The 24,363-nt window shown below is 53.7% G+C and carries 17 protein-coding genes, 2 tRNA genes, 3 rRNA genes and 1 other RNA gene; 13 read left to right on the top strand and 10 right to left on the bottom strand.

The genetic code is table 11. The annotated features are described in order from the left end of the window. On the top strand, window positions 1-1,686 hold the full coding sequence (locus OKX01_RS14685; RefSeq protein ID WP_108728653.1) for an ABC transporter permease: 1,686 nt from the start codon (window positions 1-3) through the stop codon (window positions 1,684-1,686). 446 nt (window positions 1,687-2,132) lie between these two features. Here the strand turns inward: OKX01_RS14685 and OKX01_RS14680 are convergent, their stop codons facing one another. Both OKX01_RS14680 and OKX01_RS14675 read right to left on the bottom strand, forming a co-directional pair. Further along, the gene (locus tag OKX01_RS14680; protein ID WP_094197544.1) at window positions 2,133-3,638 is read right to left on the bottom strand and encodes a tripartite tricarboxylate transporter permease; all 1,506 of its coding nucleotides are present in this window, start codon (window positions 3,636-3,638) and stop codon (window positions 2,133-2,135) included. 16 nt (window positions 3,639-3,654) lie between these two features. Continuing rightward, the gene (locus tag OKX01_RS14675) at window positions 3,655-4,113 is read right to left on the bottom strand and encodes a tripartite tricarboxylate transporter TctB family protein (protein WP_094197543.1); all 459 of its coding nucleotides are present in this window, start codon (window positions 4,111-4,113) and stop codon (window positions 3,655-3,657) included. 340 nt (window positions 4,114-4,453) lie between these two features. On the opposite strand from OKX01_RS14675, the gene OKX01_RS14670 reads away from it, so the two are divergent. The 3 genes from OKX01_RS14670 to ssrS all read left to right on the top strand — a co-directional run bounded on the left by OKX01_RS14670 (window position 4,454) and on the right by ssrS (window position 5,410). After that, complete coding sequence (locus tag OKX01_RS14670; protein ID WP_035273300.1) at window positions 4,454-4,858, top strand: hypothetical protein; 405 nt, start codon at window positions 4,454-4,456, stop codon at window positions 4,856-4,858. A 3-nt stretch (window positions 4,859-4,861) separates the two neighbouring features. After that, on the top strand, window positions 4,862-5,173 hold the full coding sequence (locus OKX01_RS14665; RefSeq protein ID WP_094197542.1) for a cell division protein ZapA: 312 nt from the start codon (window positions 4,862-4,864) through the stop codon (window positions 5,171-5,173). A 53-nt stretch (window positions 5,174-5,226) separates the two neighbouring features. Next, a non-coding RNA gene (gene ssrS, locus OKX01_RS14660) (6S RNA) lies at window positions 5,227-5,410 on the top strand. Between the two features lie 53 nt (window positions 5,411-5,463). Here ssrS and lgt read toward each other — a convergent pair. Next, entirely contained in the window at window positions 5,464-6,261 is a 798-nt protein-coding gene (lgt, locus tag OKX01_RS14655) for a prolipoprotein diacylglyceryl transferase (protein WP_094197541.1), read from the bottom strand. Between the two features lie 324 nt (window positions 6,262-6,585). On the opposite strand from lgt, the gene msrA reads away from it, so the two are divergent. Then, complete coding sequence (gene msrA, locus OKX01_RS14650) at window positions 6,586-7,116, top strand: peptide-methionine (S)-S-oxide reductase MsrA (protein WP_042489352.1); 531 nt, start codon at window positions 6,586-6,588, stop codon at window positions 7,114-7,116. On the opposite strand, the gene OKX01_RS14645 is transcribed toward msrA, so the two are convergent. The 4 genes from OKX01_RS14645 to OKX01_RS14630 all read right to left on the bottom strand — a co-directional run bounded on the left by OKX01_RS14645 (window position 7,113) and on the right by OKX01_RS14630 (window position 10,581). After that, entirely contained in the window at window positions 7,113-8,093 is a 981-nt protein-coding gene (locus OKX01_RS14645) for a hypothetical protein (RefSeq protein WP_108728655.1), read from the bottom strand. The genes msrA and OKX01_RS14645 overlap by 4 nt on opposite strands. Before the next feature lie 228 nt (window positions 8,094-8,321). Beyond that, entirely contained in the window at window positions 8,322-8,486 is a 165-nt protein-coding gene (locus tag OKX01_RS14640) for a hypothetical protein (protein WP_264671989.1), read from the bottom strand. An 11-nt stretch (window positions 8,487-8,497) separates the two neighbouring features. Further along, window positions 8,498-9,604, bottom strand: coding sequence for a YeeE/YedE family protein (locus OKX01_RS14635; protein WP_094197539.1), 1,107 nt, complete (start codon window positions 9,602-9,604; stop codon window positions 8,498-8,500). Window positions 9,605-9,615: 11 nt separating this feature from the next. Then, on the bottom strand, window positions 9,616-10,581 hold the full coding sequence (locus OKX01_RS14630; protein WP_094197538.1) for a sulfurtransferase: 966 nt from the start codon (window positions 10,579-10,581) through the stop codon (window positions 9,616-9,618). 2,163 nt (window positions 10,582-12,744) lie between these two features. Here OKX01_RS14630 and OKX01_RS14625 point away from each other — a divergent pair. From OKX01_RS14625 to OKX01_RS14600, 6 genes are all read left to right on the top strand, one after another. Further along, window positions 12,745-14,283 (top strand): 16S ribosomal RNA (locus tag OKX01_RS14625). A gap of 93 nt (window positions 14,284-14,376) precedes the next feature. Further along, a tRNA-Ile gene (locus tag OKX01_RS14620) sits at window positions 14,377-14,453 on the top strand. Window positions 14,454-14,464: 11 nt separating this feature from the next. Then, a tRNA-Ala gene (locus OKX01_RS14615) sits at window positions 14,465-14,540 on the top strand. Window positions 14,541-14,915: 375 nt separating this feature from the next. Further along, window positions 14,916-17,800: ribosomal RNA gene (locus tag OKX01_RS14610) — 23S ribosomal RNA — on the top strand. Window positions 17,801-17,980: 180 nt separating this feature from the next. After that, window positions 17,981-18,093: ribosomal RNA gene (gene rrf, locus OKX01_RS14605) — 5S ribosomal RNA — on the top strand. Together the 16S, 23S and 5S rRNA genes with 2 tRNA genes alongside form the textbook arrangement of a ribosomal RNA operon. A gap of 832 nt (window positions 18,094-18,925) precedes the next feature. Beyond that, window positions 18,926-19,291 (top strand): DUF4870 family protein, encoded by a 366-nt coding sequence (locus OKX01_RS14600; RefSeq protein ID WP_094197537.1) that lies wholly within the window; start codon window positions 18,926-18,928, stop codon window positions 19,289-19,291. A gap of 382 nt (window positions 19,292-19,673) precedes the next feature. On the opposite strand, the gene OKX01_RS14595 is transcribed toward OKX01_RS14600, so the two are convergent. From OKX01_RS14595 to OKX01_RS14585, 3 genes are all read right to left on the bottom strand, one after another. Next, window positions 19,674-20,252 carry a hypothetical protein gene (locus OKX01_RS14595; RefSeq protein ID WP_094197536.1) on the bottom strand — a complete coding sequence of 193 codons (579 nt, stop codon included), beginning with the start codon at window positions 20,250-20,252 and terminating at the stop codon, window positions 19,674-19,676. A gap of 18 nt (window positions 20,253-20,270) precedes the next feature. Further along, window positions 20,271-21,710, bottom strand: a complete 1,440-nt coding sequence (locus OKX01_RS14590; protein ID WP_230017563.1) for a cryptochrome/photolyase family protein — start codon at window positions 21,708-21,710, stop codon at window positions 20,271-20,273. Between the two features lie 105 nt (window positions 21,711-21,815). Then, window positions 21,816-22,094: an SWIB/MDM2 domain-containing protein gene (locus OKX01_RS14585; protein WP_009459783.1), complete on the bottom strand. Its 279-nt coding sequence runs from the start codon at window positions 22,092-22,094 to the stop codon at window positions 21,816-21,818. A 318-nt stretch (window positions 22,095-22,412) separates the two neighbouring features. On the opposite strand from OKX01_RS14585, the gene pyrC reads away from it, so the two are divergent. Together pyrC and OKX01_RS14575 are read left to right on the top strand one after the other, a co-directional pair. Next, window positions 22,413-23,471 (top strand): dihydroorotase, encoded by a 1,059-nt coding sequence (gene pyrC / locus OKX01_RS14580; protein ID WP_108727875.1) that lies wholly within the window; start codon window positions 22,413-22,415, stop codon window positions 23,469-23,471. A gap of 87 nt (window positions 23,472-23,558) precedes the next feature. Further along, entirely contained in the window at window positions 23,559-24,359 is an 801-nt protein-coding gene (locus OKX01_RS14575; protein ID WP_264671988.1) for a hypothetical protein, read from the top strand. The last annotated feature ends 4 nt before the right edge of the window (window positions 24,360-24,363 follow it).

Raw genomic sequence — 24,363 nt, 5'->3', positions numbered from 1 at the left:
ATGAATCAAACACGCAGACCACTTAGCTGGTCGCTTATTCTGATTGTTGGCTTTCTGACGCTATGTCCGGTCCTGATGTTGCTGCTGGGCAGTTTTTCGCAGGGCCTGACGGCTTTTGGTTCTTTCACTACGGCCAAGTATGTAGCCGCCTACACCGATCCCTTTTTGCTGGAAGTCACCTTCAATACGGTGGTTTTCGTGCTGGGCTCGTCCCTGTTCTCTACCGCGCTGGCCGTTTTCCTGGCTTACCTGAATACGCGTACCAACATGCCCATGAAGGGTGTGTTTACGGTGCTGTCCATCGTCCCCATGATGATTCCGCACTTGTTGTTCTCGGTTAGCTGGGCACTGCTGTTGAATCCGTCCAATGGCCTGATCAATATGTTCTTGCAGGACACCTTGGGTCTGCAGGACGCACCGCTGAATATTTATTCGCTCTGGGGCATGATTCTGGTCGAGGGCTTGTTGAACATGCCTGTGGCCTATCTGATCATCGCGCCTGCCATGGCCTCGTTTGACGTGTCCATGGAAGAGTCCTCGCGTGTATTCGGGGGCGGTCTGTGGCGCACCTTGACGCGGGTCACCTTGCCGATTCTGCGCCCAGCCATCATGGCGGCTTTCATTTTGGCGATTGTGCGGGCGCTGGCCTCTTATGCGGTGCCACGTGTTCTGGGTACGCCGGGTCGTGTGGATGTGCTGGCCACGTATCTGTTCGAGATGATCTCAACCGGCTTCGCGCCAGACTATGGAAAAGCGGCAGCGCTGGGCATGAGTGTGCTATCGGCCTCCATTGCCCTGATCGTGCTGTATCGCTACATGACGAAAGAAAGCAGCAAGTATGTGACCATCTCCAGCCGTGGTTTCAAACCGACGCAACTGGAACTGCGTCGCGCGAAAATCCCGCTGTTCATCATCGTGGGCATTATCAGCTTGCTGATGGTAGTGTTGCCTGTCGCTGTGCTGCTCTACACCTCCATGATTCCGTACTCCATGGTGCCTAGCGCTCGCGCCTTCTCTTTGATGAGCTGGGCGAACTGGATTGATGTCATTCAAGACCCAATCTCCAAAGTGGCCATGACAAATAGTCTGTTCCTGGCTGTGTTCGGGGCCAGTCTGGGTGTGCTGTTGTCGCTATTTGTGGCCTATGTGGTGGTTAAGTTACGAACGCGAGCGGCGGCGCTGCTCGATACCTTGAGCTTTCTGTCCTTCTCCTTTCCGGGGATTGTGATCGGTATCGGTTTTATGTGGTTCTTTGTGCAAACGCCTTTGTATGCAACCTTGACCGCCTTGCTGCTGGCTTATATCGCAGCCTATCTGCCTTACGGGATCCGACCTTTATCGGCGGCTTTTGTGCAGGTACATGCTCACCTGGAGGAATCCTCGGCCGTTGCCGGGGCCAGCTCCTGGACAACCATGCGCCGCATCATTATTCCTTTGCTGATTCCCGGTGTGGTGTCAGCCTGGATTTTGATGGCCACCATGTTCATTCGTGAGTTGACGGTATCCGTGGTGCTGTCCCGTCCTGGCACAGAAGTGCTGGCGGTACAGGTGTTGAGCTATGCCGAAGATGGTTTGTGGGGCAAGCTCTCGGCCTTGGGGATCATCATGATTCTGATCTCTACTGTGCTGGTGCTGCTGGCCATGTATATCGGTAACTTCTACAAGCGCCGTCAAGGCACGATGTAAGTTGGCTGATCTCAATGGCCTGAATTCCGCAAGGGGTTCAGGCCATTGTTGTTTTTGCTAGGAACAGACCGTATCTTGTCGCCTGGCATTTGACTCAAGCGGGTGCCGCTGTGACCTTGATCGATCAAGGTCCGCGCAGTACGCCTAGTGCAAACGCTGCTTCGTTTGGCTGGTTTGCTTGCCGCCGTAGCCCACTCCGGCGACATTCTGGCTCCCTTATTAGGAAGGTTGTGTACGCAGGCGGTTCTGGCTGCTTGATGTTTGTTCTTGGAGGTGGCTCCGTTTAGCCCAGCAAGGATTGAGCTGTCTTGAAACCAGGCAGCAAAACCAGTCGATAAAAAAAAGGCCTGATTTCGTGGAGAGATGAAATCAGGCCTTCTTGCTGTTGCGCCAGTTTGAATGCCCCCTTTCAGGGGCAGCTTTCAAACCAGAGGACTGGCTGTGCCTTAGTCCTCTTCCACGAAAGTTTCGTCGCGTTTTTTCTTGACAGAGGGCAGGGCCACAATCACCACCAGGATGGCGGCTAGAACCAGCAATGACAAGGACAGCGGACGAGTGACAAAGGTGGTGTAGTCACCACGGGACAGGAGCAGGGCACGACGGAAATTCTCTTCCATCATGGGACCCAATACCAGACCCAGCAACAAGGGAGCGCCTTCACAACGCAGTTTGGACCATACGTAGCCGACAAAACCAAAAGCGGCGGTGACCAGAATGTCAAACACGTTGTAGTTCAGCGAGTACACCCCGACCGTACAAAAGACCAGGATGGCAGGAAATAGCAGGCGGTACGGTACTTTGAGCAGCTTCACCCACAGACCAACCAATGGCAGGTTCAGAATGACCAGCATCAGGTTACCGATCCACATGGAAGCGATCAGGCCCCAGAACAGTTCAGGGTGGCTGGTCATCACTTGTGGGCCGGGCTGAATGTTGTGGATGGTCATGGCACCAATCATCAGAGCCGTCACGGCGTTACCGGGGATACCCAGTGTCAGCAGCGGGATGAAGGAGGTTTGAGCGGCGGCGTTGTTGGCCGACTCGGGACCGGCCAGACCGGCAGGGTGGCCTTTTCCAAAGCGCTCCGGATTTCTGGAGATTTTCTTCTCCAGCGTGTAGGAGGCAAAGGAGGACAGAACCGCGCCACCACCGGGCAGGATACCCAGGCAAGAGCCCATGGCTGTGCCACGAATCACCGCTGGCCAGCATTCCTTGAACTCTTGTTTGTTGGGGTACAGGCTGCCAACCTTGCCTGTAATTTCGACACGCTGGTCGCCCAGCTCCAGGTTGTTCATGATTTCCGAGAAACCAAATACACCCATGGCCACCACGGCAAAGTCGATACCATCTTGCAGCTCGGGAATACCAAAGTCGTAGCGGGCCACACCGGAGTTCACGTCGGTGCCGACCATGCCCAGCAGCAGACCCAGCAGGATCATGCAGATGGCCTTGGGCAGAGAACCAGAGGCCAGCACCACCGCGCCCACCAGGCCTAACACCATTAATGAGAAATACTCGGCAGGTCCGAACTTGAAGGCCACCTCAGCCAAAGGCGGTGCGAAGGCCGCCAGCAAAATGGTTGCAACACAACCGGCAAAGAACGAACCCAGGGCAGCAATCGCCAAAGCAGCACCGGCCCGGCCATTGCGTGCCATCTGGTGCCCGTCCAGCACGGTCACCACCGCCGAGGTTTCGCCCGGCAGGGCAACCAGAATGGCGGTTGTGGACCCGCCATACTGCGCGCCGTAGTAAATACCGGCCAGCATGATCAGGCCAGCCACAGGGGGCAGTACATAGGTGATGGGCAACAGCATGGCGATAGTTGGCACAGGGCCAATGCCAGGTAACACGCCAATCAAGGTGCCCAGTATGCAACCGAGCAGAGCGTAGGCCAGGTTCTCCGGTGTGACTGCGACCGAAAAACCCAGCATCAGGTTGTCAAATAATTCCATATCCGTTCACCCCCAATCAGGCCAGAAAACTTGGCCACAAGGGAAATACCAACCCTAGGCCCTTGATGAATGCCAGCCAGACAAACAGCACCAGAAATACAGCTGCGCCCAGCGCGATCGGCCAGCTAAACTCATGGCTGGCAAAGCTGCTGATCACAACAAGCAGGAAGATAGAGGCATATACCCCTAATGAGTTAAGCGTCAGCCCGCACAAGACAACCGCGCCGATGATAACGAAGACGACTTTCCAGTTAAACTTCTCTATCTCAGTGCTTTCTGCTTTGGCAGACAATGAGTTCAAGGTGACAACCGCCCCTAGCAAGCTCAGGCATACACCAAGCCAGAAGGGGAAGTAGCCGGGTCCCATACGGGCGGCTGTTCCCATCGAGTAGCTGGTAGCCCCGAGCGAGAAAGCGGCGCCCACGACCACGAACATGATCCCGGACCAGAAGTCCTGTTTATTTTTAATTTGCATAAGGTGGATTCTCCTTGTCTGCCTTGCGCATTGGTTTTCCTTTTTCCTGTGTCAGCTTGTTTATGGTGGAGCGGGTTCCACACTCTGCATGTGCCGACTGCTTTAAACAGAGGTGACGCATGGTAATGGAGCGTTTGAAGACTGAAAACCCTGACTTGACCCTAGTTTTTAAGGGTTTTCCCGGTAAATCCGGAAAATTAGGGTTTTTTGGGAGCGTGTTCGCAGGTGGATGACATGCTTTGAAAGAAGTTTGAAAGGTAATGGAAAGATGGGTGAAAGGTTATCATTAGTATGAAATTCCTCTACCCAGTAACGCTAGCAATGGTTTACGATAAGGCCCATGTTGCAAGATCTCGACTTTCTCGCTGACCGTATCGGTCAACTGGTAGAGCAATCTCGTCAGCTCAACGCTGAACGCGCTCAATTATTAGCTCGTCTGAAAACTCAAGATGCCGAGCTGGACGCCTTGCGCCAGCAAAATCGGCGTCAACAGGACGAGTTTGAGTCCCTGTCCACCGGTGTTGCTTCGCATCAGCGTCAGTTGGATGTGGTGCAGCAACAAGCACAAGCGGATCAGGCTGAACTGAAAAAACTGCTTGAGCAGGAACAGGCCCAGGTGGTCGCCTTGCGTCGTGAGCTAGACAGTGCTCGTGCAGGAATGGGCGTATTGCGTGATGTGGCAGGGCAGGCTCGTGACCAGATCGGTTCGATCCTCATGCGTTTACCCGGTGCCGTACAGGAGTAAGTCATGGAACGAGTTGATATTTCCCTACTGGGCCGCGATTATTCCCTGGCATGTCCTCCATCTGAAAAAGCCCGCTTGTTGGAAGCGGTCAAACTGGTAGACCAGCGTATGCAGGCTATCAAGGGTTCGGGGCGCGTTTCTGGCAACGAACGTATCGCTGTTATGGCTGCTATTCAGATCGCCAGCGAGTTTTTATCGGCTAAAGCACCTGATGGTCCACTGGCTAATGTTGCTTTTGGCGATTTCAAGCGTAAAATTGAAGACATGCACGCGATGATGGATGATGTTATTGAGCCTTCGGGCACATCGCGCTAAACCAAATTTGAAAGCAGCTCCTTGTTGTCCCTTGCGGGCTGCTTCATCCCAGTAAGTCCCTGCCGTGTTCGTGACACGACCATACATTCCTTGAACCAATGCTTTTGGCATACAGGTTGTTGGATTAGCCAGTAGGAGCGATCGTCCTCGTCGACGAACCCGAAGCTGGCTTGATGACAGCCGATCTTGGACCTTCGGTTCCAGGATGCCGGTCTTGACGGCAATGGTGGGGCACCTACAAAAAAGCCCGTCCAGATCTGGACGGGCTTTTTCCTTTTCTGCTGCTTTGTTTATTTCTGACTACCAGGCGTAACGCCACGCTTGCTGGCATAAACAAACAGAGCCAGCCCAGCCACAATCATGGGCAAGGACAACCACTGTCCCATTGACAAGCCAGCACTGAGCAGACCCAGGTAGCTGTCAGGTTCGCGGGTGTACTCCACCATGAAGCGGAAAAAACCGTAGCCGATCAGGAACAGGGCGCTAGCCTGGCCCACGGCGCGTGGGCGGCGCGTAAACCACCACAGCAAGATGAACAGGGCAATGCCCTCCAGGGCCATCTCATACAACTGCGAAGGGTGGCGAGGGTTTGCATCCATCTGCGGGAACACCATTGCCCACGGCACATCGCTAGGACGACCCCACAGTTCTCCGTTGATAAAGTTACCCAAGCGGCCTACCGCCAGCCCCAGTGGGATCAAGGGGGCCAGGAAATCACTGATTTCCAGAAAACGGCGTTGGCGGTTACGAGCAAACAGTGCAATCGTCACCAGCACCCCGATCAGACCACCATGAAAGGACATGCCACCTTGCCAGACATACAGAATCTCCAGCGGATGCGACAGGTAGTAGGAGGGTTGATATAACAGGGTAAAGCCCAGACGTCCGCCCACTACTACGCCCAGAACACAGTAAAAGATCAGGTCTTCCAGGTCTTTGCGGGTCAGCAAGGCATAGCCCGCGCGGATACGCGCCATGCCAGCCAGCCAAACCAGGCCAAAGCCCACTAAATACATCAAGCCATACCAATGAATGGCAAGGGGTCCAAGTTGTATGGCGATGGGATCAAACTGCGGGTGAATTAACATGCGTGCCCATTACAGAGATGAAAATCAGATAATAGCGTGACTACGAGCCCAGACCAGGACTGGGTAAATTGTAAGGGAAGGATCGTGCTGCATTCAGTCTCTTGGCCCGCCGTTTACCATTAGTAGTTTTTTGTGGATTGATGATCTTTAATCCAATGGCAAAGGCTGATACGGTAGCGTTGATGGATATCGTGCTCAACAAGATAGTCGGGGGAACGGGGGTGCTATTTCCATACCCACCCAAAACCGGCTCAGCGCCTTATAAGCGCAAGCGATTGCAGCCTGGTTGCTGGGTCTAGCCAATTCGTCAACAAAGGAGAACTCATGAAGGAAACAGCCATATTGGGTGGCGGATGCTTTTGGTGCACTGAAGGGGTGTTCAAGGCCCTGCGAGGTGTGCAGTCGGTGGTGCCCGGATACTGTGGCGGCCATGTGGAAAATCCCACCTATGAACAGGTTTGTGGCAAGCAGACCGGCCATATTGAAGTGGTCAAAGTGGAGTTTGACCCTTCAGTCATTTCCTATCGGGATTTGCTGGAGGTATTTTTCCTGACCCACGACCCTACCACGCCGGATCGTCAGGGCGCTGACCAGGGGCCGCAGTATGCCTCGGCTATTTTTTGCCAAAACGAAGAACAGCGCCGTCAGGCTTTCGAGGTCATCGAAGAAATCAAATCGCAGTTTGATGCGCCTATCGTGACGCATGTGCTCGACAGCTCCACGTTCTGGGAAGCCGAGGACTATCACCACGATTATTTTGCCTTGAACCCTGAGCAGGCCTATTGCCAGATGGTGATTGCGCCCAAGCTCAAGAAGTTCTACCAGCGTTTTCAGGATCTGCTGGTCAAAAGCTAAGCATCCTGAGGGTGCGAAGCAGAAGCAAGGTAGCGTCTGTACAGGGCGCTACCTGGTAATGTCAGGCGGGCCATCAGGCCAATAATGAGCAAGGTCAGGATAAGTCGGCCAACCAGGACCACCCAGATGTTGGCACCCAGAGCCAGAATAAGAATGGTGTCTTCAATCAGGGAGTGGCTTAACGACAGCCAGGACAAGGCCAGCAAGCGCGTTCTGGGACTGTAGTTTTGCTGACGGGACTCGTCAATAATCAAGGCGCCGCCGTAGCTCAGGCCCAGCAACACACCAATCGTGGTGGTGGGGGCGACCCGCTCTTCCAGGCCTGAAAAACGCAGCAAGGGCAGCAGAAGCCGGGTCAGCAAACGGGTGAAGCCGATTTTCTCCAGAACTGACAAGATTAACAGCAGGCCAAGAATAATCAGCCAGGTCATGAACAGTGAACTGGCCGTTCCCCACAACCAGTCTATCCAGCCTTGCCAACCGCCTTGTGTCGCATTGGATTGCCCGTAAAGCCAGGCCAGCGAAACAGGTTCCTGCAACAGCCCAGCACTGTTCAAACCCCAGGCCAGCAGGCTGCCGTAGAGCAGGGCGCAGACTACTCGTAGCGTGGCCGTAAACCAGAAACTGGCCCCGGCTCGACGCACAATCGCTTGCTCCATGGGAAGACTGTGAGCAAACAGCATCATGGTGCCCAGAACGCTGATCTGGGCCACGTTGAAACTCAAGCTGTCGCCCAACGCTGCCATCGATCCTATGCCTGCGTAAATACCGGCCAGGGCGGTGGTAGCCCATACGATACCGGCTTCAGGCGGTAAGCCGACCAGCGCCATGACGGGGCCGATCAGTGTGCCTACTTGTTCGATCAAGCCCAACTGCGCCGCAATACGCACCGCAATCATGATGGGAACCATGATGCGTGCAACGGTATAAAACATGCGCAGGCTGCGGCTAAGTGTGGTGCGAAGAAAGTTCAGCATGACAGCAGAAGGTTGAGAAGTCTGACTGATGCTAGCATGGCCCAGTGCTTGCTTTGTCGTGCCCTGGCGCTTGCGTGGGGTGGGCGATGTGGGCTGTCGGTTTGCCGCTACAAGCGGATGTGTGTTCCCTCATCCAAAAGAAAACCCCTGACGGTGAAACCCGGTGCAGCCAAGTGAGGCTGCCTGGTTTTCTCCCATCAGGGGCGTTGCAGACCGAGTGGGCCCTAGCTATCGACCCGAGCAGTGACCGCCACTGGCGGCTTGTCCGCTACCCCAGGCAATGGGAGCGGGTTCGGGACGGTAGGGGTAGTCCTGCAGGCTGTCCATGACAACTAACAAGACAACGGCCAGCCAGAAGGTAATGGTGATAAGGCGGAAAGTAGTTTTGCTCATGGTGGTGCGACTCAAGGATTAACGCGACGACGAATGCGCACGCCTATGATGGACCCGGCAAAGGCCAGTGCAAACCAGACCCAGCCATGTATGCTGGCCGAGGCGATGCCTCCCAGGAATGCGCCCACATTACATCCGAAGGCCATACGGGCACTGTAGCCCATGACCAAACCGGCAATCGCGCCTACCCACAAGGTACGGGCATTGGGCGATTTGAAATTGGCAGGATGGTTCCAGCGCGAAGCGGCCATTGCGCCCAGAATCAAACCAAAGTTGGTGACGGAGGTAACGTCAGCCAGAACAGGCTCTGCCAGACGTTGAGCATGGGGAGCCACGCCCCAGAATGCGTCGCCAACGGGTGTCCAGCCCAGCGCCGAGAATACTTTTGCTCCCCACAGGCCAATACCGTAGACGATGCCCCAAGGTTGGCCAGCAACAATCATGTGAATGGCGTACAGCACGGCCAGCAGCAAGGCGCCCATCCACCAGCGCATTTCCCATTTGGCAGGTGCGCTGTTGTGTTCTTTTTGATGGCGGCGTGCGCCCCGGCCTACGAACCAGGATACGGCTGCGCAGCCCAGGACGGTAATCAGCAAGGCGGTAGGCCAGCCCAGGGATACAGTCAGGTCGATAGCAGGCAAGCCACCCAAGGCAATCCAGCCGGGTTGGTGCGATGCGCCCAGAAAGCTGCCAATGGCAAAGGTAGGCAGAACCGCAAAGGAGATCGGTGCGCCAGCACCTGCTTTATAGAGTGTGCCGGAGCCGCAACCGTCAGCCAGTTGCATAGCGGCACCAAACAGGAAGGCGCCCAGCACCAGGCTGATGGTCAGTGGGGCAATGGCACCGACCAACTCGCCGCCGCTGTCAGCGATCAGCGGCAGGGTGAAGGCAGCAGCCAATACCAATAGGAGCATTTGTGCCCAGATACCCTGAGGGTCGCGACGCTCGATATAGTTGCGCCAGCCGGTCGTGAAACCGAAACGGGCTCCTTGCAGCACGGCGCCAAAGCCAATCCCTAATAAGGCAAGCAAGCCTTGGCGCAGTCCACCTACCAGAGCGACCCCGACAATGAGGGCCAGGCTGGCCAGGATAAAGCCCAGTCTAGTCAGATAAAGCATGATCGATTTCTTTAGTTAACGGCGCGCTTGGCATCGAGTTTCAGAACCTCGAAGCGGGAGGGCTGGTTGTCCATGGGCAAGCTGCTGCGGCTCCATTCCACGACGGATTCGGGGTAAAGCTTCACGTTGGGGTTACCTGCCAGTTCGGACAATACAAACCAGTTCGTAGCAGCCCAGTGACCGGTATTGCAGAACGAAACGGTGGGTTTGTTATCCAGACCTTGTTCTTTGACGATCTTGACGAGCTCACCGGTGTCTTTCAGGACAGGTTTGTCGCTGCGAAAGAAGCTGTTGAAGTCCAGTTCACGTGCACCGGGCAAGGTACCGTAGCGGGCGGCGGCGTCAACGCGCTTTTCGCCTTTGAAGAATTCAGTTGGGCGCGCGTCCAGCAAAATGGGGGCTTGGCCATTCTTGATGTAGTCCGCGACTTCTTGCGTGCTGACTACCATGTCTTTGTTGTAGTGGTAGCTAAATTCGGTAGGGGTGACAGTGGGAGTGTCTTTGCTCAGGGGCTTGCCTTCTGCTTCCCAGGCTTGCAAGCCGCCATCCAGAACGGATAACTGAGTCAGACCACCCGCTTTCAATGTCCAATATACGCGCGCAGCGGCGCCAAAGTCTGTGGGGTTGGCGCCTGCGTAGGTGACGACAACGTAGCTGTCTTTGGAAATACCGGCTTTGCTGAACAAGGCGGACAGGTCGGCTTCGGAGCGCAAGGCACCTGCGTTATCTGCTGGGCCGCGATAGGCGCCATAAGGGGTGTGAACGGCACCAGGCACGTGGCCCGCTGCATATTCTTTGTCTGTGCGGATATCTAGAACGCGCAGATTGTTTTGATCCAGTTTGGTGGCCAGGTCGGCAGCCGAGATCAAGGCGGCTGGTTTGGCTGCCGTTTCGGGTGTGCTTGGCTCTGCGCTGGCAGTCGGTGCCAGAACCGTGCTGAATGCAAATGCCAGGGAGATGAGGATAGGTTTGATCATTATTACTCTCTTGAGTAAGCAGGGTCCTGCTTAGAGGTTTAAGTGCATAAGGAATGGTAATGAACACGGGAACAGAAAATAACAATGAATTGGGGATTAGCTTATTGCTTGTGGGTGTAAGAGGGTGTCTCTATATATAGAGGAGAGAGGAGGAAGGCTTTGCTTGCCGCTCTGCGTTAGGTGGGCTTGTGTCTCTGTGGTTGTGTCTATCTCTCAGGCAAGTGTGTTTTTGCTTTCTATATAACAAGAGCGTATCTGTAGAGAGGCGGTTGTATAGGTGAGAGAAGGCAGAGCTGTCTCTACAAGAGAGGATGGGATGATGTGTTTGGTGCTCTCATGGATGCAGACTTAGAGACTTAGAGACTTAGAGACTTAGAGACTTAGAGACCCAAAGGTTCAGAGGCTCAAAGGTTCAGAGGCTCAAAGGTTCAGAGGCTCAAAGGTTCTAAGATTCGACGTATCAAAGGCAAAGAGACTGAGACTCGGAGGGATGCTGAAGGGTATAGAGGTATAGAGGTATAGAGGATTGGCTTACCTCTTGGAGAGGCCCGTCTCCTATCTATATATAGAGAGGAGAGTCGCAGTGATGAAAGGCCTGGCTATATAGAGGGTGGCGTTCGTTGTTCCAGCCGCTCTACGTAGGTCGCTACTCGAAGCCCCGAGACAGGGTGTTGGGGCGGACTACTTGCCGGCGCTTCGCGCCGGTCCCCTTGTCGGAGTCACCATCGGGGCGCAGTCTGAACTCGCCCAGTAATTGGTCCCCCGGACCAATCACAAGCGTTGGGCTCAAATAGCAGACTGCTTGCATCCCCGATGGTGACTCCGACTGCGGCAAGTCGTCTGACTCGCCCCAATACCCTGTCCCGGGGCTCCGAGTGGCTAACAGCCCTGCATCGTGCTCCATCTTTGAAGGCCTCTCAACTCTCTATCTATATAGAGGCACTATTGATTGGGGGCGAAAGGCTGATGCTGTGCTCTTGTTGCCGCTCCTTTATTGGTCTACCCATCTAAGTGTGACGCCAGCCAGCCAGCAAGCAGGCAAGCAAGCAAGCAAGCAAGCAAGCAAGCAAGCAAGCAAGCAAGCAAGCAAGCAAGCAAGCAAGCAAGCAAGCAAGCAAGCAAGCAAGCAAGCAAGCAAGCAAGCAAGCAAGCAAGCACAAGGACTGGCGACTATATTGGGGAGAGTCCTCGATTCCCCTTTATATATAAGAGGGGGTGTTGAGGGGCTGAAGAGTATCTGACGATTTTTCACGCGAAAAATAGCGGTTTAGTCTAGGATTTGCGTCTAAGGGCGCGTAGGGCACATAGTGAGCTTCCTCCTGAAACGGGGTTAAATGAGAAACCTTCAGTTGTCTGGTAGGTAGGATCTAAAATGCTTAAAAATAGTTTCTCTTATAATTCATGGGTTTAAAGGTTTTTGGTTCAAGTCGTCTAACTTTTTTCTATGAAAAGGCTTGCAAGGCGGAAAATCATCGTGCTATAGTTCTTTTCTCGCTGCAGCACACACAGGGTTTTCCCGGAAGCGCCGCAGAGAGCAGTTAGGCAAGTTTCACCGCCTTGGCCAAGAGGCCCGCACCGAAGCTTGAATGACTGGTCAGGTAACTGACACGGTGTAAAACCCGGAGCTTGACAAATCAGAAAATTCTGTGTTAAAGTTCTAGGTTCTGCTCCAGAGAACGCAACGTTAAGTTTTTAGCTGTTTTGAAAGTTGAAACGGTTTTGAAAATTTACCCTTGTTTGTGAAGTTGAATGGTTGGCCTGACGGTTGATTGTTCGCCAGGTAGGACGGAACGAAAGTTCTGGTTAAGCGGGACGAGTTAGACGGTTTAAAACTTTCTAGCTTCTTCAAAAAAACGCTTGACACGCCGCCTGATCTGCTTCATAATCTCATTTCTCTGCTGCTAACACAGCAAGGCACGAAGCGCTAAACGCGACGAGCCAGCCGGGTTAGTCAGTAGAACGACAGGCAACTGTCACTGCTCTTTAACAATTAACAGCCGATAAGTGTGGGCGCTTGGAATGAGCGAGTCGAACCCTTCGGGGATCGCCACAAGTTTGTATCAAGTGCTCACAAACGAAAGATGAAGAATTACCTTGTGTAACTCTGAATTTTTCTTTGAGACACAATCGGTCTCGTCGCAAGACGGGACAACCACAGAGATTAAACTGAAGAGTTTGATCCTGGCTCAGATTGAACGCTAGCGGGATGCTTTACACATGCAAGTCGAACGGCAGCACGAGAGAGCTTGCTCTCTTGGTGGCGAGTGGCGGACGGGTGAGTAATATATCGGAACGTGCCCAGTAGCGGGGGATAACTACTCGAAAGAGTGGCTAATACCGCATACGCCCTACGGGGGAAAGGGGGGGATTCTTCGGAACCTCTCACTATTGGAGCGGCCGATATCGGATTAGCTAGTTGGTGGGGTAAAGGCTCACCAAGGCAACGATCCGTAGCTGGTTTGAGAGGACGACCAGCCACACTGGGACTGAGACACGGCCCAGACTCCTACGGGAGGCAGCAGTGGGGAATTTTGGACAATGGGGGAAACCCTGATCCAGCCATCCCGCGTGTATGATGAAGGCCTTCGGGTTGTAAAGTACTTTTGGCAGAGAAGAAAAGGTATCCCCTAATACGGGATACTGCTGACGGTATCTGCAGAATAAGCACCGGCTAACTACGTGCCAGCAGCCGCGGTAATACGTAGGGTGCAAGCGTTAATCGGAATTACTGGGCGTAAAGCGTGTGTAGGCGGTTCGGAAAGAAAGATGTGAAATCCCAGGGCTCAACCTTGGAACTGCATTTTTAACTGCCGAGCTAGAGTATGTCAGAGGGGGGTAGAATTCCACGTGTAGCAGTGAAATGCGTAGATATGTGGAGGAATACCGATGGCGAAGGCAGCCCCCTGGGATAATACTGACGCTCAGACACGAAAGCGTGGGGAGCAAACAGGATTAGATACCCTGGTAGTCCACGCCCTAAACGATGTCAACTAGCTGTTGGGGCCGTTAGGCCTTAGTAGCGCAGCTAACGCGTGAAGTTGACCGCCTGGGGAGTACGGTCGCAAGATTAAAACTCAAAGGAATTGACGGGGACCCGCACAAGCGGTGGATGATGTGGATTAATTCGATGCAACGCGAAAAACCTTACCTACCCTTGACATGTCTGGAATGCCGAAGAGATTTGGCAGTGCTCGCAAGAGAACCGGAACACAGGTGCTGCATGGCTGTCGTCAGCTCGTGTCGTGAGATGTTGGGTTAAGTCCCGCAACGAGCGCAACCCTTGTCATTAGTTGCTACGCAAGAGCACTCTAATGAGACTGCCGGTGACAAACCGGAGGAAGGTGGGGATGACGTCAAGTCCTCATGGCCCTTATGGGTAGGGCTTCACACGTCATACAATGGTCGGGACAGAGGGTCGCCAACCCGCGAGGGGGAGCCAATCTCAGAAACCCGATCGTAGTCCGGATCGCAGTCTGCAACTCGACTGCGTGAAGTCGGAATCGCTAGTAATCGCGGATCAGAATGTCGCGGTGAATACGTTCCCGGGTCTTGTACACACCGCCCGTCACACCATGGGAGTGGGTTTCACCAGAAGTAGGTAGCCTAACCGTAAGGAGGGCGCTTACCACGGTGGGATTCATGACTGGGGTGAAGTCGTAACAAGGTAGCCGTATCGGAAGGTGCGGCTGGATCACCTCCTTTTAGAGCGAATGGCTCGCAAAGCGAAAGCGTCCACACTTATTGGCTGTTAGTTAATGTCATGACCATTGAAGGTATCGCCCACTGGTGATAGATGGGTCAGTAGCTCAGTCGGTTAGAGCACCGTCTTGATAAGGCGGGGGTCGTTGGTTCGATTCCAACTTGACCCACCAACGATTACCTCGGGGGATTAGCTCAGCTGGGAGAGCACCTGCTTTGCAAGCAGGGGGTCGTCGGTTCGATCCCGTCATCCTCCACCACCGCTTTTGTGGTTGGTAGATACAGCAAGGTTCATGACAGAGTATAGGGCACAGGTCAACAACGGTTGGCCTGGCGTTAGATTCAACGAAGAGTGTTCTTTTACAAGAATACTGCTCGTTGGGTTATACAACCCACGAATTGCTCTTTAACAATTAGGAAGAAGCACAACGAAGGTGTGTTGTCTAATAAACGCAAAGCGATTAGTCGCCTTGTGATGACAATACACGGGTTGTGATTGCAACAGAACAAATTATGTTCAACGAAAGTTCTCAAAAATATAGACGTTGTTCAGTCTTCGGATTGGATAACAGCTAAGGATTGATGAACGGCAACAACGTATACTCATATTCCTATAACAGCACCAAGCGTTATAGGATCAAGCGAATAAGTGCATATGATGGATGCCTTGGCGATCACAGGCGATGAAGGACGCGGTAGCCTGCGAAAAGCTACGGGGAGCTGGCAAACAAGCTTTGATCCGTAGATGTCCGAATGGGGAAACCCACCGTAGTAATACGGTATCCCATGCTGAATACATAGGCATGTGGAGGCGAACCGAGTGAACTGAACCATCTCAGTAACTCGAGGAAAAGAAATCAACCGAGATTCCGGAAGTAGTGGCGAGCGAAACCGGATCAGCCTGGATGTTTTAGCGTAGTGAATAGTCGAATGGAATGGAAAGTCCAGCCGTAGCAGGTGATAGCCCTGTAGGCGAAATTCAGTACGTGGAACTAAGCATCGAACAAGTAGGGCGGGACACGTGAAATCCTGTCTGAATATGGGGGGACCATCCTCCAAGGCTAAATACTCGTGATCGACCGATAGTGAACCAGTACCGTGAGGGAAAGGCGAAAAGAACCCCGGAAGGGGAGTGAAATAGATCCTGAAATCGTATGCATACAAACAGTAGGAGCACCTTCGTGGTGTGACTGCGTACCTTTTGTATAATGGGTCAGCGACTTACATTCAGTGGCAAGCTTAACCGAATAGGGGAGGCGTAGCGAAAGCGAGTCCGAATAGGGCGATTCAGTCGCTGGGTGTAGACCCGAAACCAGGCGATCTATCCATGGCCAGGTTGAAGGCACGGTAACACGTGCTGGAGGACCGAACCCACTAATGTTGAAAAATTAGGGGATGAGCTGTGGATCGGAGTGAAAGGCTAAACAAGCCTGGAGATAGCTGGTTCTCTCCGAAAACTATTTAGGTAGTGCCTCGTATATTACTGCCGGGGGTAGAGCACTGTTATGGCTAGGGGGTCACAGCGACTTACCAAACCATGGCAAACTCCGAATACCGGCAAGTACAGTACGGGAGACAGAGCACCGGGTGCTAACGTCCGGACTCAAGAGGGAAACAACCCAGACCGCCAGCTAAGGTCCCTAACTATGGCTAAGTGGGAAACGAAGTGGGAAGGCATAGACAGTCAGGAGGTTGGCTTAGAAGCAGCCATCCTTTAAAGAAAGCGTAATAGCTCACTGATCGAGTCGTCCTGCGCGGAAGATGTAACGGGGCTAAGCCATAGACCGAAGCTGCGGATGTGTACTTTTAGTACACATGGTAGGAGAGCGTTCCGTAAGCCTGTGAAGGTGTTCCGTGAGGAATGCTGGAGGTATCGGAAGTGAGAATGCTGACATGAGTAGCGATAAAGGGGGTGAAAAGCCCCCTCGCCGTAAGTCCAAGGTTTCCTGCGCAACGTTCATCGGCGCAGGGTGAGTCGGCCCCTAAGGCGAGGCAGAGATGCGTAGCTGATGGGAAGCGGGTTAATATTCCCGCACCGTCGTAGAGTGCGATGGGGGGACGGATTGCAGAATGTTATCGGGGTGTTGGATGTCCCCGTTGGCGCATCATAGAAGGCACTTAGGCAAATCCGGGTGCGTAATTCAAGGGTGTGACTGAATAGAGCTTCGGCTCTAAACTAACTGGAAGCAGTTCCAAGAAAAGCCTCTAAGCTTCAGCTCTACGAGACCGTACCGCAAACCGACACAGGTGGACGGGATGAATATTCCAAGGCGCTTGAGAGAACTCAGGAGAAGGAACTCGGCAAATTAATACCGTAACTTCGGGAGAAGGTATGCCTCATTAGTGTGATGTGCCTGCGCACAAAGCATGAAGAGGCCGCAGTGAATCGGTGGCTGCGACTGTTTACTAAAAACACAGCACTCTGCAAACACGAAAGTGGACGTATAGGGTGTGACGCCTGCCCGGTGCCGGAAGGTTAAGTGATGGGGTGCAAGCTCTTGATCGAAGCCCCGGTAAACGGCGGCCGTAACTATAACGGTCCTAAGGTAGCGAAATTCCTTGTCGGGTAAGTTCCGACCTGCACGAATGGCGTAACGATGGCCACACTGTCTCCTCCTGAGACTCAGCGAAGTTGACATGGTTGTGATGATGCAATCTCCCCGCGGCTAGACGGAAAGACCCCATGAACCTTTACTGTAGCTTTGCATTGGATTGTGAACCGGCCTGTGTAGGATAGGTGGGAGACGTTGAAGCGTGGTCGCCAGATCGCGTGGAGTCATCCTTGAAATACCACCCTGGTCTGTTTGCGGTTCTAACCTAGGTCCCTTATCGGGATCGGGGACCGTGCATGGTGGGCAGTTTGACTGGGGCGGTCTCCTCCTAAAGTGTAACGGAGGAGTTCGAAGGTACGCTAGAGACGGTCGGAAATCGTCTTGATAGTGCAATGGCATAAGCGTGCTTGACTGTGAGACTGACAAGTCGAACAGGTACGAAAGTAGGACATAGTGATCCGGTGGTTCTGTATGGAAGGGCCATCGCTCAACGGATAAAAGGTACTCTGGGGATAACAGGCTGATACCGCCCAAGAGTTCATATCGACGGCGGTGTTTGGCACCTCGATGTCGGCTCATCTCATCCTGGGGCTGTAGCCGGTCCCAAGGGTATGGCTGTTCGCCATTTAAAGAGGTACGTGAGCTGGGTTTAAAACGTCGTGAGACAGTTTGGTCCCTATCTGCCGTGGGCGTTGGATATTTGACGGAGCCTGCTCCTAGTACGAGAGGACCGGAGTGGACGTACCACTGGTGTATCGGTTGTCATGCCAATGGCATTGCCGAGTAGCTACGTACGGAAGAGATAACCGCTGAAGGCATCTAAGCGGGAAACTCGTCTGAAGATTAGATATCCCGGAGGCTTGACCTCCCTGTAGGGTCGTCCGAGACCAGGACGTTGATAGGCTGGGTGTGGAAGTGCAGTAATGCATGTAGCTAACCAGTACTAATTGCCCGTGTGGCTTGATCCTATAACCCTTGAGGTTGTAGTGAGTTAAGTTGTTGACCACAGAACGTAATATTGAAGTGCAGCGCAACCCGCGCTCGACACCTTCGTAACCGCTGCTAGCTGATCCGTACTGATCGCTGGCAGTGTGCTTCTTCCAATTGGCTGGGACGTCCCTGTAAAGACGGCCTGGCAACCAGTTACGCTTGACGACCATAGCAAGGTGGTCCCACACCTTCCCATCCCGAACAGGATTGTGAAACGCCTTTGCGCCGATGATAGTGGACGGACGTCTGTGAAAGTAGGTCATCGTCAAGCTCTTATTGCTCAAAACCCCCGCAAGTATCCCTTGCGGGGGTTTTGTTTTTTATGCGCGCCACACGTACACACGGCTGCTCAGCCGTGTTCTGGCGGCATAAGGACCGGATCCCTGCGATCATCGGTCGGACGTCCCTTCCTGCCTCCTGGCCCGTTCTGGGCACCTTGTCTCCCTTCTTCTTCTGTACGGCTTACTAGCGTCTGCTTCGGCTTGCCCCTCGGGTAGCTCCGCCGCGTAGCATCCGGTGCTGCTAATACAGGTCGGAGCCTTCAGCCTCACCTTCCTTCCTTCTTCTGTACGGCTGTTGTCCGCCCCTTCTTCTCGGCTTGCCTCGGGTAGTTACGTGGATTGGCATCCAGTGAGCCAAGAAAGCCTTTGGTTTGATCGAGCTGATGGTCTATCGGCTGGGGGGACGCTGGATCTTCCCCATTCTTCTTCTACAACACCCCTCCATCCCACCCGTAAAAACTCATTCCGGGCGCTTCTTAACCTACCTTCCTTCCTCTGTTCGCTTACCCACCGTCGCTTCCATCGTCATGGTGCTTGCCTAACTCTGGCTGCGTGGGGTGTTTGTTGTTGATAGCTCTGCACACCTGCATCACCATCAGCCCGTTTTGGTTACCGATTCCCCTTCTTTCTATTCGGCTGCTGCCTACCGTGTCTATTGAGTATTTGGGGTGTGTACTTCTTCGGGATATAGGATTTATCTTCAGGCCGCTACTTCTTCTATTCATATGGTGGTAGCTCTGCCACTGTCATACGGTTAATGCCCAAAGTATGGGTAAAATGGTTCGGTATCGTTATTGTTAATGCTTGTTTCAGGAGAACCGAATGAATCAGCCCATTAGCCCCGAGCTTGAACCAGGCTTGTCGCTGCGCAAGATCACGCACATCTGCTATGGCTTGTTTTCTTTGGCTATGATCAGTGCAGGTATCTTCGGTGCTGCGGCTGTGGCAGCCGTGATCCTGGCTTACGTCAAACGCGGTGATGCGTCGGGCACCATTTATGCCAGTCACCTGGACTGGGTTATCAAGACTTTCTGGTGGGGTCTGTTGTGGGTGGTGCTGAGCGCTTTGCTAACGACCATCTTCATTGGTTGGGTAACCGCGCTGGTGGCCTTGGTTTGGATCGTTCATCGCTTGATCAAAGGCTGGTTGGCTTTGGCTGGTGGTCAGGCGCTGGGCCACGATTACTAGGCCGATCCAGTATCAGAAGAGTTCTGGGCCAGACCAGAAAGAAGTATTTTAAAAGGTGCTCTGATGAGCACCTTTTTTTATGTGATCTCGTTTTGCTCCATTCTGGGTACGATTAGTCTTGGGCCCTTTGCTTGCGGGGCTCTTTGCTTATGCGTGTTGACTCAGCCTCATCGTGACGGTTGGCAGCTTCTCTTCTCTGCGCCCTATGTCAGGGGGGCAAAAAAATACAAGACGTTTTGCCCTGGTTTCAGGAGCTTAGGCCACTGCAAGCCAGGATGCTTGCTGCTTGAATGCTTGTACTGAAGGATGCCTGGTTTTATGTTGGGTGTTTTCCTGCATGGCTGGGTTTCTCTTTACCTATAAAAACCCCAAAGGGCAAGCCTCAGGGCGCCAGCAAGTGAACCTGCTCGATATGCATATGGTGCATGCATTCACGCAGCAGTAGCAGGTATATACCCAGGTTTTGATTGTTGACTAGCTGATGGATATTTTCCAAAGAGCTAGCGTTGATCATTTTCAGACTGACGGCCCCTTGGCTGGCGGCGGCATAAAGGGTGAACAGATCGTCGATCATGTCCCGGTTGATGATGTGCTGTTCATTGCCTTGAGCTGTATGGAGCCAAGCATGTAGTTCTTCTGCATATTCAGCCGTGGCAAATACCGTGAACTGGCGTAGATCCAGACTGGCCGGCATGATGGCGTCTTCGACGACTTCAATGGCATGCTCCAACTGCGCCTGGCGTGAGCTTGAGTCCGAAAAACAATTGGCCAACAGCTGGACTGCGCTAAGTTCCGGGAAGTGCTCCGTATGTACAGGGGCGCCTTGATGCGCCAAGCTGATTTCGGCATGGTCTGCGCTGAAGTCCAGAACGGCCACTTGTGCTTGGGGATGAGCGGCTTGCAGGTTTTGTAGTAATACGGAAGTACTGATCGGAGAAGGTCGCTTGAAGCTATCTGACATAACTATCCTTAAGGTATTTCAATCCGCTTGTTCTTGCTCTCCTGCTTGCTTGAATAAGGCCAAAGCAAGATGTCGTTGTGTGTCATGGTCTACGATGGGGGCCGGGTAGTCTTTCCCTGACCTGAATTCGATAGGGAGCTGCTTGGCCTGCCAAGGCGCGTGAATAGCTTGTTTGTCCAGCGACGCCAGTTCGGGCACATATCGACGTATGAACTGTCCGTCTGGATCAAATTTACGCGATTGGGTTATGGGGTTGAAGATGCGAAAGTAAGGCTGCGCATCGCATCCGGTGGAAGCGGCCCATTGCCAGCCCCCCACGTTAGAAGCCATATCGTAATCAAGCAGCTTCTGGGCAAAATATTGCTCCCCCCATCGCCAGTCTATCAGCAAGTCTTTTACCAGAAAGGACGCACTTATCATGCGCAGCCGGTTGTGCATATAGCCTGACTGGTTCAATTGACGCATGGCGGCATCAACAATTGGATAGCCGGTCTGGCCGTCTTTCCAGGCCTGAAACCAGTCTTCGCGATTAGGGAAAGGCAGGTCCTTGTAGGCCGGCTTGAAGCTCTCTGTCGCCGTTTCTGGGTGATGCCATAGGAACTGCTGGTAGAACTCTCGCCAGATCAGTTCGCTCAGCCAGGTGGCCGCGCCATCGGAGTCGCTGGGCCAAGCCAGAGATACGGCTTGGCGTATGGATAGTGTTCCAAAGCGCAGATGGGGGGCTAAATAGGACACGCCTCGTTTGGCTGGAAAGTCCCGGCGTTCATGATAGGCATGGATTCTGGGCTCAAATTGTTCCAGCAATGTCTGGGCGCCTTGCCAACCGGCGGGACTGAGCAGTTTCGCGCGAGATTTTTCCTGAAAGCCTAATTCTTCCAAGTCAGGTAGGGCTTGCTCTGGCAGGGCGGCCCATTCTCCTTGCGAGCAGTCATAGGCTTGTGCATCCTCCGATTGAATACGCGCCAGCCAGTTCCGCTTGTAAGGTGTAAAAACCGTATACGGTTGTTTTTGCTGTGTCAGGATTTCATCCCGCGCAAAGATGACCTGGTCCTTGAATAGCTTTAGTTCCATGCCTTGGCCAGACAGGGTATGACTGACAGTCTGATCTCGTGCCATGGCCGCAGGTTCGTAGTCTTCATTGGCATAGACCGCCTTCGCATTCAGGCGGTTTGCCAACTCGGGAATTTTCTGTACTGGGTCACCGTGAGCCGTGATCAGTTCACTACCATATTGGCGCAGTTGTTCCTGCACCTGCAGCAGACTGTCATGTATAAAAGCCAGCCGTACATCGTCGGCAGGCAAGGAGTCCAGGATTGTGCTGTCAAAGATAAATACACAGGCCACAGGCAAACCGCTTTTCAGGGCGTGGTGCAAGGCCGCGTGGTCGTGCAGGCGAAGATCGCGGCGCAGCCAGCATAGGACACGTGGGGTTTGATCGGGAGTAGTAGAGATTGACATCGATATGAAGATGCGAAGGCTTGATGATGACACATGAAAAAGGGCCGCAGCTGAAAGCTCAGCGACGCGGCCCGATACTGCCAAAGGTGCCTGAGCACCCCGCGCTTATTTCAGGTGAGCGCTGACCAGTTTGGTCAGTTCAAACATGGAGACCTGATCCTTGCCGAACAAGGGGCGTAGTTTGGCGTCAGCATTGATGTTGCGACGGTTCTTGGGATCCTGAAGATCGTGTTTCTTGATGTATTCCCAGATTTTCTTCGTAACTTCAGTGCGCGGTAGCGCGCCAGAGCCAATCACCGCAGCCAGTGTTGGGCTAGGAGTGAGTGGTTTCATGAAGGCTGCATTGGGTTTGCGGGTAGCAGGTTTTTTTTCAGTGCTGGCCATGAACGGAACTCCTGAGAAACGAGTTGAAGGGGCGGGTTATGCGCTAGGGCACGACTTGTCTGTCAGCATACCGTGATACTCCTTATACGTCCAAGCCCTTTGTGAGTAGGAGCTTTGCTGGTCTGTAAGCAGATTTTCCAGTGTTTACAGGCTGCTGCAACGCAGTATTGATTTGGGCTCGGGACTTCTGTGCCGACATGCGCAGCGCAGGCAGCTGTAGCATAATGATGGATTCGGCCTGCTGACAGGCAATTGTGGCACCTGTTGCTTTATTGACGGTTCAAAGCACGGAGCCTTTGTTTGATATTGAGTAAAGATATGAGCCCTACTGTGGATACCTTGGTCATTCGTCGTCCTGATGATTGGCATTTGCACCTGCGCGACGGTGCTGTGTTGGAGTCGGTCTTGGGCCATACTGCGGCACAATTTGATCGGGCTATCGTCATGCCCAATCTGACCCCGCCCGTTACGGCAACCGCACAGGCTCTGGCCTACCGCGAGCGCATTCTGAGCGCATTGGCCAAAACCGAGTACGTCGGTAAGTTTGAGCCTTTGATGACTTTGTACCTGACGGACAATACTCAGCCTGAGGAAATCGTTCGCGCCAAGGAAAGTGGGGTTGTGCATGGCGTCAAGCTCTATCCTGCCGGAGCCACCACCAACTCTGACGCCGGTGTGACGGATTTGCTAAAGAACTGTTCCCGGGTGCTGGCGCAGATGCAGGAATCGGGCATGCCTTTGCTGATGCACGGCGAGGTTACGGACCCCAGCATCGACTTGTTTGACCGCGAAGCGGTATTCATCGAGCGTGTGATGATTCCCATGCGCAAGGCTTTCCCTGAGCTGAAAGTCGTGTTTGAGCACTTGACTACGGCAGAAGGTGCCGCCTACGTGAGCCAGGCCGATGGCCCGGTTGCCGCGACGATCACGGCGCATCACCTGCTCTATAACCGTAATGCCCTGTTCCAGGGGGGCTTGCAGCCACACTGGTACTGTTTGCCAGTCTTAAAGCGCGAGAAGCATCGCCAGGCTCTGGTAGACGCCGCAACCAGTGACAGTAACCGTTTTTTCCTGGGTACAGACAGCGCACCCCACTCGCGTAGCCGCAAAGAACAAAGCTGTGGCTGTGCGGGCTGTTACACCGCGCTGCATGCTATGGAGCTGTACGCGTCGGCTTTTGACAAGGCCGGTCGTTTGGATCGCCTAGAGGCCTTTGCCAGCTTGAATGGCCCCGCTTTTTACGGCTTGCCCGTCAATGAAGGAACAATGACGCTGCAACGCCGTCAATTCACGATTCCAGAGTCTGTGGAGATGGCCGGTGAGCCATTGATTCCTCTCGCTGCCGGTCAAGCTCTGGACTGGAGTGTGGTGAGCTAGGGAAAAAAGAGGCGGTTCGGTTCCTGCGTCTTTAATGACGCTTAGCCGGGCGGCTCTTAATATCTGATCTCACTGCGAAATACGTCCGTGGAAACTGTTTTTCTTGATGTGGCGTGGTCTGCCTTGGCCGTACGCATGGCCGCGACCGCTTTGGTCGTGATCTTGGTTTCGTGGTCTGTGGGCGCATTTGGCCCCTTGATCGGTGGTGCTTTGGCGGGCTTGCCCATGGTGCTGGGCCCCGGCTTTTATTTTTTGTCCCAACAGTTTCCCGACGATTATGTGCAGCAGGCGGCAACCTATGCCGTGTATTCGCTGAGTGCGACGCAACTGTTTTTGCTGCTCATCATTCTTTGCGCTCCCAACTTGTCGCCTTGGCGCACCTTGCTGTGTGCGGTCGCAGCTTGGGCAGTGGCTGCCTTGCTTTTGTCCTTCATGCCCGTGCAGCCTGTGCTGGGGCTAGCCTTGTTTATTGCCGTCACTGCGTTCAGCTTGCGCGCGTCGCGCCGTTTGGCCGGTATGAAAGGGACCAGCAAAGCGAAGGCGGGCTGGGGCTTGCTGATATTCAGAGGAGCCTTGGCAGGACTTCTGGTCGCTATCGTGACCACCAGCAGTTCTTTGTTAGGGCCGAGCTTGTCGGGACTGATTATGGCTTTCCCCATTGGCTATACCGTGGTGGCTGTGACCATTCACCAAACCCTGGGTGCTGCTAGCTTGGTAGCGACCTTGCGTTCGGCTTTGTGGGGGACGGGGAGTCTGGCAGGGTTTTGCACTACGCTGGCCTTGGTCTTCACGTATATGCACTGGCTGCCGGCCTTGCTGTTGGCCGCCGCCGTATCGATTGCGATTACCTTGCTATTGGTGTTTCGCCCCTGGTCCCGCCGGGGCTAAATGC

The sequence above is a fragment of the Alcaligenes sp. SMD-FA genome, from assembly GCF_025960365.1.
GTDB classification, from domain to species: domain Bacteria; phylum Pseudomonadota; class Gammaproteobacteria; order Burkholderiales; family Burkholderiaceae_B; genus Alcaligenes; species Alcaligenes aquatilis.
Note: the sequence above shows the minus strand (reverse complement) of the source record. Positions and strands in the feature narration are given on the sequence as shown.

What these genes read in the sequence shown, in the direction of transcription:
- msrA (WP_042489352.1), top strand. Translation starts at nt 6,586, where the DNA reads ATGAAGGAAACAGCCATATTGGGTGGCGGATGCTTTTGGTGCACTGAA.
- OKX01_RS14675 (WP_094197543.1), bottom strand. Translation starts at nt 4,113, where the DNA reads ATGCAAATTAAAAATAAACAGGACTTCTGGTCCGGGATCATGTTCGTG.
- OKX01_RS14665 (WP_094197542.1), top strand. Translation starts at nt 4,862, where the DNA reads ATGGAACGAGTTGATATTTCCCTACTGGGCCGCGATTATTCCCTGGCA.
- OKX01_RS14585 (WP_009459783.1), bottom strand. Translation starts at nt 22,094, where the DNA reads ATGGCCAGCACTGAAAAAAAACCTGCTACCCGCAAACCCAATGCAGCC.
- OKX01_RS14645 (WP_108728655.1), bottom strand. Translation starts at nt 8,093, where the DNA reads ATGCTGAACTTTCTTCGCACCACACTTAGCCGCAGCCTGCGCATGTTT.
- pyrC (WP_108727875.1), top strand. Translation starts at nt 22,413, where the DNA reads ATGAGCCCTACTGTGGATACCTTGGTCATTCGTCGTCCTGATGATTGG.
- OKX01_RS14590 (WP_230017563.1), bottom strand. Translation starts at nt 21,710, where the DNA reads ATGTCAATCTCTACTACTCCCGATCAAACCCCACGTGTCCTATGCTGG.
- OKX01_RS14640 (WP_264671989.1), bottom strand. Translation starts at nt 8,486, where the DNA reads ATGAGCAAAACTACTTTCCGCCTTATCACCATTACCTTCTGGCTGGCC.
- OKX01_RS14635 (WP_094197539.1), bottom strand. Translation starts at nt 9,604, where the DNA reads ATGCTTTATCTGACTAGACTGGGCTTTATCCTGGCCAGCCTGGCCCTC.
- OKX01_RS14670 (WP_035273300.1), top strand. Translation starts at nt 4,454, where the DNA reads ATGTTGCAAGATCTCGACTTTCTCGCTGACCGTATCGGTCAACTGGTA.
- OKX01_RS14630 (WP_094197538.1), bottom strand. Translation starts at nt 10,581, where the DNA reads ATGATCAAACCTATCCTCATCTCCCTGGCATTTGCATTCAGCACGGTT.
- OKX01_RS14595 (WP_094197536.1), bottom strand. Translation starts at nt 20,252, where the DNA reads ATGTCAGATAGCTTCAAGCGACCTTCTCCGATCAGTACTTCCGTATTA.
- OKX01_RS14680 (WP_094197544.1), bottom strand. Translation starts at nt 3,638, where the DNA reads ATGGAATTATTTGACAACCTGATGCTGGGTTTTTCGGTCGCAGTCACA.
- OKX01_RS14600 (WP_094197537.1), top strand. Translation starts at nt 18,926, where the DNA reads ATGAATCAGCCCATTAGCCCCGAGCTTGAACCAGGCTTGTCGCTGCGC.
- lgt (WP_094197541.1), bottom strand. Translation starts at nt 6,261, where the DNA reads ATGTTAATTCACCCGCAGTTTGATCCCATCGCCATACAACTTGGACCC.
- OKX01_RS14685 (WP_108728653.1), top strand. Translation starts at nt 1, where the DNA reads ATGAATCAAACACGCAGACCACTTAGCTGGTCGCTTATTCTGATTGTT.